The 6,853-nt window shown below is 64.7% G+C and carries 8 protein-coding genes and 1 pseudogene; 4 read left to right on the forward strand and 5 right to left on the reverse strand.

The window, feature by feature from the left end:
• Together AC5RWX_RS28605 and AC5RWX_RS28610 are read right to left on the reverse strand one after the other, a co-directional pair.
• Positions 1-264 (reverse strand): annotated as a pseudogene (locus AC5RWX_RS28605) (hypothetical protein); the annotation flags it as partial.
• 60 nt (positions 265-324) lie between these two features.
• Entirely contained in the window at positions 325-1,713 is a 1,389-nt protein-coding gene (locus AC5RWX_RS28610) for a sigma 54-interacting transcriptional regulator (protein WP_494099622.1), read from the reverse strand.
• A gap of 194 nt (positions 1,714-1,907) precedes the next feature.
• Between AC5RWX_RS28610 and AC5RWX_RS28615 the strand changes: the two genes are divergently transcribed.
• A complete protein-coding gene (locus AC5RWX_RS28615; RefSeq protein ID WP_494099623.1) occupies positions 1,908-2,609 on the forward strand; it encodes an SCO1664 family protein in 702 nt (233 codons plus the stop codon).
• Positions 2,610-2,645: 36 nt separating this feature from the next.
• On the opposite strand, the gene AC5RWX_RS28620 is transcribed toward AC5RWX_RS28615, so the two are convergent.
• Entirely contained in the window at positions 2,646-3,314 is a 669-nt protein-coding gene (locus tag AC5RWX_RS28620; protein WP_494099624.1) for a cyclodeaminase/cyclohydrolase family protein, read from the reverse strand.
• Between the two features lie 210 nt (positions 3,315-3,524).
• Here AC5RWX_RS28620 and AC5RWX_RS28625 point away from each other — a divergent pair, with 210 nt between their 5' ends.
• Positions 3,525-3,776, forward strand: coding sequence for a hypothetical protein (locus AC5RWX_RS28625; protein WP_494099625.1), 252 nt, complete (start codon positions 3,525-3,527; stop codon positions 3,774-3,776).
• Here the strand turns inward: AC5RWX_RS28625 and AC5RWX_RS28630 are convergent.
• Entirely contained in the window at positions 3,773-4,504 is a 732-nt protein-coding gene (locus AC5RWX_RS28630; protein WP_494099626.1) for an AfsR/SARP family transcriptional regulator, read from the reverse strand. The two genes, AC5RWX_RS28625 and AC5RWX_RS28630, sit on opposite strands and share 4 nt — an antisense overlap.
• A 652-nt stretch (positions 4,505-5,156) precedes the next feature.
• On the opposite strand from AC5RWX_RS28630, the gene AC5RWX_RS28635 reads away from it, so the two are divergent.
• On the forward strand, positions 5,157-5,882 hold the full coding sequence (locus AC5RWX_RS28635; protein ID WP_494099627.1) for a M43 family zinc metalloprotease: 726 nt from the start codon (positions 5,157-5,159) through the stop codon (positions 5,880-5,882).
• Positions 5,883-5,976: 94 nt separating this feature from the next.
• Positions 5,977-6,291, forward strand: a complete 315-nt coding sequence (locus AC5RWX_RS28640; protein WP_494099628.1) for a hypothetical protein — start codon at positions 5,977-5,979, stop codon at positions 6,289-6,291.
• A gap of 140 nt (positions 6,292-6,431) precedes the next feature.
• Here the strand turns inward: AC5RWX_RS28640 and AC5RWX_RS28645 are convergent, their stop codons facing one another.
• Entirely contained in the window at positions 6,432-6,710 is a 279-nt protein-coding gene (locus AC5RWX_RS28645) for a YciI family protein (protein WP_494099629.1), read from the reverse strand.
• Between the last annotated feature and the right edge of the window lie 143 nt (positions 6,711-6,853).

Genomic DNA, 6,853 nt, shown 5'->3' on the forward strand with positions numbered 1-6,853 from the left:
GACCTCATTGAGGGTGCCGTCGAGCCGGTGCCGGTCCAGGAGTTCACTGCGGCGCTGCTGCACGCGCCGGGCGAGGTCATCGAGGCCTTCCCGGTTCCGGCCGCCGCGCCGCAGGAACTCCTGCAGGGCGTGCCGGGGCGAGTAGCCAGCCATGACGTCCTCGGCGACGGCTTCCAGGGCCTCTGCCAGGTCAACGGGCGGCGCGAGCGGGTCCGGCCCGCCTGTATAGCGGCCGTACCTGGCGGAGTGGTTGTGGATGCCCATGTCGGCTCCTATTCGTGTGCTGGCCGCCCTGCTGCTGCCATTGCTGCAGCTGTGTTGCTGCTAGCCGTAGATGGTTTCCTCATCGTCGGACTCCTTCGAGATCCTCCGGGCAAGGTAGAGGCCTTCCAGGGCGAGTTCGATGGCGGCGGCGCGCTGCCCTTCGTTCGTTGCGCCGAGCCGGCCGCTGATTTCGTCGTACAATCCCGATCCGTTCAGGGACGGCAGGTTCTGCAGGAATTCCTCCGCAGTGACGTGTTCGCCGGTGGTCACGGTCCTGTGGCCGTCGAGCGCGGCGACGAGCGGGCCCAGGTCGATGCCTTGGTAATGCGCCCGCACTGCTTCGGCCGTGGCGGTGCGCAGGAGGTGGTCCAGGACGGCCTCCTCGCGGCCCTCTTCCCCCGACTCGAATTCGATCTTGCCGGTGAGCACGTCCACTGCGGTGCCAAGGTCCACGATGCGTGCCACCGCCTCGCCTTCCCCGCGGACGCTGGCCCGGCGAAGCGCTGCTGCGGCAATGGTTTCCGCACCGGCGATCGCAAAGCGCGCGGAGACTCCGGAGGTCTGGTTGACCGCCGGGGACTGACGGAGCGCGCGGGTGTAGCGGGCCAGGATCTCAAGGATGACGGGCGGGACATCGGCCACCAGCTGCCCCTCCTGCCGGATGACCGCCACCTCGTCAGCCAGCTCTATCGGGTAGTGGGTCCGGATCTCGGCACCGAACCGGTCCTTTAGCGGCGTAATGATCCTGCCGCGGTTGGTGTAATCCTCCGGGTTGGCCGACGCAACGACGAGTACGTCCAGCGGCAGGCGCAGCACGTAGCCGCGGATCTGGATATCGCGCTCTTCCATTACGTTCAGCATCGACACCTGGATGCGCTCGGCAAGGTCGGGCAGCTCGTTAATGGCAATGATGCCGCGGTTGGAGCGCGGGACCAGGCCGTAGTGGATGGTTTCCGGGTCCCCCAGGCGGCGGCCTTCGGCCACCCGCATCGGATCGACGTCGCCGATGAGGTCCGCAACGGAGGTATCCGGGGTGGCGAGCTTCTCCACGTACCGCTCCGACCGGTGACGCCAGGCCACGCGCATCCGGTCTCCTTCGGTGAGGGCGCGGGCACGGGAGTGCTCCGTGATCGGCTCGTACGGGTGCTCGTTGAGTTCCGAGTCCTCGATCACCGGTGACCATTCGTCCAGCAGCCCGGCCAGCGTGCGCAGGAGCCGTGTTTTGCCCTGCCCCCGTTCGCCGAGGAGCACGACGTCGTGGCCTGCTATCAAGGCACGCTCGAGCTGGGGAAGGACGGTCCTGCTGAAGCCGTACAGCCCTGGCCATGGATCGCGGCCGGCAGCGAGCGCGGCCAGCAGGTTGTCGCGGATCTCATGGCGCAGGTCCTTCTGGACATACCCTGCCGCACGCAGTTCACCAACAGTGCAGATATCGGGTCGATCAGTCACCACTCCACGGTAGTCCCCCCACATGCCGTGAATCGAGGAATTTCACATTCCGCTTCCCCAACGGAAGAAGTTTCACGAACGTCGGGCGCCTGCTGCGCTGATGGTGAATTCGACGTCGGAGCCCCTCAGCGGGCTGCGGTCGCAGTGTAATCGGGCGCATCAGGGTTGGGACAGGCAATGACAAGGAGCAGCCGGTGCCGGGGCGGGAACTGACGCTGCTAGGCGAAGGCCGGGTGGAGCTGCTGGCACGCATCCCGAGGAGCAGCAACGCCACGTTCCTGGTGCGGGTCTCCTCCCGGGACGACTCGGCCCATGCTGTCTACAAGCCTGAGGCTGGGGAACGGCCGTTGTCCGACTTCGAGCCCGGGCTGTACCGGCGGGAAAGAGCCGCGTACCTGCTGAGCGATTACCTCCAGTGGGGGCTTGTGCCGCCAACAGTGATCCGGGACGACTCCCCCTTGGGAGTCGGGTCGCTGCAATGGTTCGTGCCCTGCGACTACCGGGACCACTACTTCACCCTGTACGGGCAATCGCCGGAAACCCACGACGCCCTGTTCCGTATCGCCCTGTTCGATTTCGTCAGCAACAACACGGACCGCAAAAGCGGGCACGTTCTGCGGGGGCATGACGGGCGGGTATGGGGCATCGACCACGGGCTGTGTTTCTCCGCTGGTTTCAAGCTGCGCACGGTCATCTGGGATTTCGCGGGCGAACCTGTCCCTGCCTCCCTGCTGCAGGACATCACCCCGCTCGTGGAGTACGTCCCGCCCGAGGTGGTACAGCTTCTCGACGACGCCGAAGTGGCCGCACTGCAGCGACGGGTGCAGCGGGTGCTGCGGAACGGCGAGCTGCCGGTCGACCCCACCGGAATGCGTTACCCCTGGCCCCTTGTGTAGGTCACGGACCCAACTCGATTGAGTGATCCGGCAGAACTATTCCAAGGCGTCAGTGTCAGTTGGGGCGGCGCGGTGATCCACCCCGGCCGTGAGCTCGTCGATCCGGTCGAGGGCTGAGTTGAGCTGCTGGACAGTCGTCCACAGATCTGGATGTTCTTCCCGGATCTGCTCAAGCGAGGCGCCAGCGGATCGAAGCGTTGCGAGGTCAAAACTGACGTTCGTGCGCGCCCCCGTCACTGCTGCCCGGAGGGCTCCGAAAGCGACAACCACATCGGCGATCAGCGCCGGGTTTCCATGGGAAGCGAGCCAGCCAAGGTCTTCGATGGCCTCCATCGCCCGTTCTCCCAGCACGGCCGAAGCTTTCGCGGCGTTAACCGAGGCCCCGTGGATGGCGTCATTGCGCTCCCGCCCAGGGTCCAGGCGGAACGCCGCGCCGAACGCTTCGGAGGCGGCAGCGTCGTCGTCGGCCAGTCGAAGGGCGGTCTCACGGAGCGATCGCGCGCGTGCGTGGATATCGGCGAGCTCCCCGTCCTGGCCCTGGCCCGGCTTCGTATAGCCCGCCACCATCGACACGAGGGAAGCGGCGATGGCAAGCATTACCCCCGTCCCTGCCCCTCCGCCCGGCGAACCCTTGGACTCCGCCAATGCCTGCGTCCATTCCTCGACCGTTGAGCCTTGTGTTGTCACCGCTTCAGAATCAGCCATGGCACCTATTGTGCCCCCTTTGTGAGCGACGCCCGACGGCAGCACGGGAAGGCGCCGTACGAGGCCGCATCGCTGACCCTGTTGCCTTGCCCTGCCTGACCCTCGGTCGATCTTGATCAAATCTTTGCCGTACACCGGCTGGTTCCTGATCGTTCTTTAGGAGGATCAAGGCAGCAGGATCTAGGCTAAATGAGAGTAAGGTGACATGTCATGACAACGGATGGTCCTCCGTCGGGAACTCCTGACGGTGTGGAGCCGGACCGGGAAGTGCCGTCGATGGGCACCCTGGTGATCCGCACATGGGCCGAGCCTGACCAGACGCCGGGGTTCCGCGCAAGGTTGACCTACAGCCAATCTCCAACCTCTAAGCCGAAGACTGTCTATACGGTCGACCCGGACGAAGTCCTGGGAGCGGTGCGGGAATGGCTTCTTTCCCAGTCCGAGGCTCCGAGCGGGGCCTAAGTAGCTCCCATTTGGCCGACCTGCAGGGAAATCTCCACTGCGAGGCGGCGGATGGCTTCCGATGGTACCAGGCCCATGTCCTCCTTCAACTGCGATTCATATCTTTCATAGGCACGAAGTGCGGCAGCGTTGTTGCCCTGCCGCCGTTCGGCCTCGATGAGAAGTCGCACGGCACTTTCATAGAGCGGTTCGAGGGCAAGCGCAGCCTTGGAAGCCTCCAGGGCAGACTGATAGTCAAACCTGACGAGCGACTCGCCGGCGATGAGGTGGTAGGCGTGGAGCCGCTCCTGCTGCAGCCTGTTTTGTTCAAAGAGCACCCAGTCCTCGTACCAGCCAGGGAGCAACTCAGAATCACCTAATTGCTGGAGGAGGGAATGGACATTCCCGTTGAGTCCAGCACGGCCCAGCTCCCGCATCCGGGCCCGAAGCCGGTGCAGGTCCACTTCCACCAAGTCGCTGAGGGACAGGATCATCCCGCCGTTGACCAGCAGGCCGGGCACCTGCCGGGAGACGAGTTGAACAGTAACGCGAAGGCTTTCCAGCGCGCTGGGGTCCCCGATTTCCGGCCACAACAGTCCGCCGAGGTAGCTTTGTGGACGGGGACCAAGGATGGCGAGGGCGGCAATCAGCCGTTGTGGCCGCACGGCGACATGCAGGACCTCGGTGTCCCGACGAAGTTGCCACGTTTGCAGCAGCCGCAACTGAAGGCCATAGCCGTCATTGCCCATGGGTACCCCCGAACTCCAGCCTGGGCTGGAACAGATGCAACAACCACTTTCCGCAGTCCGTGGCGGGCTGTCAATGACGCCCCCGACTGACCGGGTTTAGGCCGTAACACTGGAGTAACGGCTGGCGGCTAGAGTACCTGTCCACCATTGGGATGTTTGTGGCCCAATCCCTTGGCAGAGTCACCAGTATTGCCGGACCCAGCACGTGAAAGAGAGATCCTACGATGCACGAAGCAAACCAGCCAATGCTTCCTGAGCAACAGCGCGGCCGTGAACTGTGCGGGACCATGGAAGTACACCGCCGCCTCCTGAACCAGAGCGTGACCTACCAGGAACGCCGCGCACTGATCGACAACCGGGCCCTGGCCTACGAGGACCAGACGCGCAGTATCGCCCGAAGCGGAGTACTCACCATCCCGGTGGTGGTCCACGTGGTGCACAATCCGGCTGACCCTGTGCAAACCATCAGCGCGGCGCAGATCCAGAGCCAGATCGACGTCCTCAACGAAGATTTTCGGGCCGGCAATCCGGACGTGTCTAAGGTGCCGTCCGTCTGGACGGACCGGGTGGCCGACTGCAGGATAGAGTTCCGGCTCGCGTCCCAGGACCCAACGGCAATCCCACCGACGGCATCACGCGGACGGCGTCGTCCGTGCCGTTTTTCACCACCGAACTGGACGATGTCAAGTCGAGTGCAACCGGCGGTGCGGACCCTTGGCCCAGCGACGACTACCTCAACATGTGGGTGTGCAACGGGCTCCGGGACGGGATCGGCCGCGTCATCCTCGGATACGCCCAGTTTCCTGGCGGACCGCCCACCACGGACGGCGTTGTCATCGCAAGCTTCTGCTTCGGCAAGGGCGGAACCGCGCAGGCTCCGTTTGATCTGGGCCGGACCGCTACGCACGAGATCGGCCACTGGCTGGACCTGCGGCACATCTGGGGCGATGACCGCGGCTCCTGTAGCGGAAGCGATCTGGTTGACGACACGCCCAACCAGGCCGACGCCACCTTTAACAGCCCGACGTTCCCGCAGGTCAGTTGCAACAACGGACCCGACGGCAACATGTTCATGAACTACATGGACTACACCGATGATGCCGCCATGTATATGTTCACCAACGGCCAGTCACGCCGGATGGACGCTTGCCTTGACGGTGCCCGCGCATCCTTCCTGACCGCGCCCGCGTTCGCCCTGCCTGACGCCTCGTTGCCCTCTTTCCCGGCAAACACGCCGGCAGTCGCCGGGAACGGGACCGAAGCAGCGGCTCCCCTGCTCCGGTCCCGGCTCAGGCCCAGGAACAGGACGACAGCGAGGTGTTCCAGCTGCGGCAGGAACTCGGTCGGCTCCGCCAGGAAAACCAACGGACCATGCTGATCCTGGAGGGCATCCGCTCGGCGCTCAACGGTGTCACCGCCGCACCTGCTGGAGGACGATGGAAGGATGACGACGCCGGCCGGAAGGTCATGCCGTGAATGGACCCCCGCAGGAGATTACTGGCATTTGGCTGCACTCCCACGAGGAAGACACCGCCTCCACGATGATATTCCGCCCCCGCGGCTACGCCTTCCGGCCGGCTCGGTGGCGGGACGCCATTGAAGTGCAGGCGGATGGGACCTGCATCTGGCACGGCAGCAGCGCCAACGACCGCGGGGAGTCGATTCCCGGCCGCTGGGAGGATCTGGGAGACGGACGGGCAGAAATCACAGCGGCCTTTGACGCAGGCGCTGCGCTCCCCCGTCGGGTCCAGTCGTGGGCTCCTGACAAGCTCATTGTGGAGAAGTAGCCAGTCAGGCGGGATCCTCCTGCCATGTGGCCAAACGAAACAGCTCCACCTGGTCCAAGGCGGCGAGGTCGCCGTCGACCATGTCACGCCTGAGCTGGGCCTCCACTGCACCCCCACCTCCGCGTCCTTCGGGAGGGGACCTAGTCGAACCGCACTGCATCCCACTCCAGGATTCGTGGCACGGCCAGTCCCTCCACAACGAAGGGATCCTCGGCAATAAAACGCGCCGCTTCCTCCCGCGGGGTGAAAAGCCCCATAGACGAACCGGCAGGATCCGGGGTCAGGAACGGACCCAGTGCCAGGAGACCGCCGCCATTGGCGCGGAACGCTTCGAAGTATGCCTGGTGGCGGGGATACGTCTCCATAACCCGTGAACGGTCGACGCCCTCAGCGATGCTGTACAAAACAACGGATTCCATGCGGGAGATCCTACCCGCCCACCAACTGAGGGCACGGTCAAAGCAGCCCCTTCCGGTCACCTTCCAACGCCAATAGCATGGCCGTTATCGATCCGCGCTCTGGACACCCCGGGCCACGCAGAAGGAAGCCATGCACAGCGTCA

This window comes from Arthrobacter sp. SPT-J7 (assembly GCF_059089965.1).

What these genes read in the sequence shown, in the direction of transcription:
- AC5RWX_RS28630 (WP_494099626.1), bottom strand. Translation starts at nt 4,504, where the DNA reads ATGGGCAATGACGGCTATGGCCTTCAGTTGCGGCTGCTGCAAACGTGG.
- AC5RWX_RS28645 (WP_494099629.1), bottom strand. Translation starts at nt 6,710, where the DNA reads ATGGAATCCGTTGTTTTGTACAGCATCGCTGAGGGCGTCGACCGTTCA.
- AC5RWX_RS28625 (WP_494099625.1), top strand. Translation starts at nt 3,525, where the DNA reads ATGACAACGGATGGTCCTCCGTCGGGAACTCCTGACGGTGTGGAGCCG.
- AC5RWX_RS28620 (WP_494099624.1), bottom strand. Translation starts at nt 3,314, where the DNA reads ATGGCTGATTCTGAAGCGGTGACAACACAAGGCTCAACGGTCGAGGAA.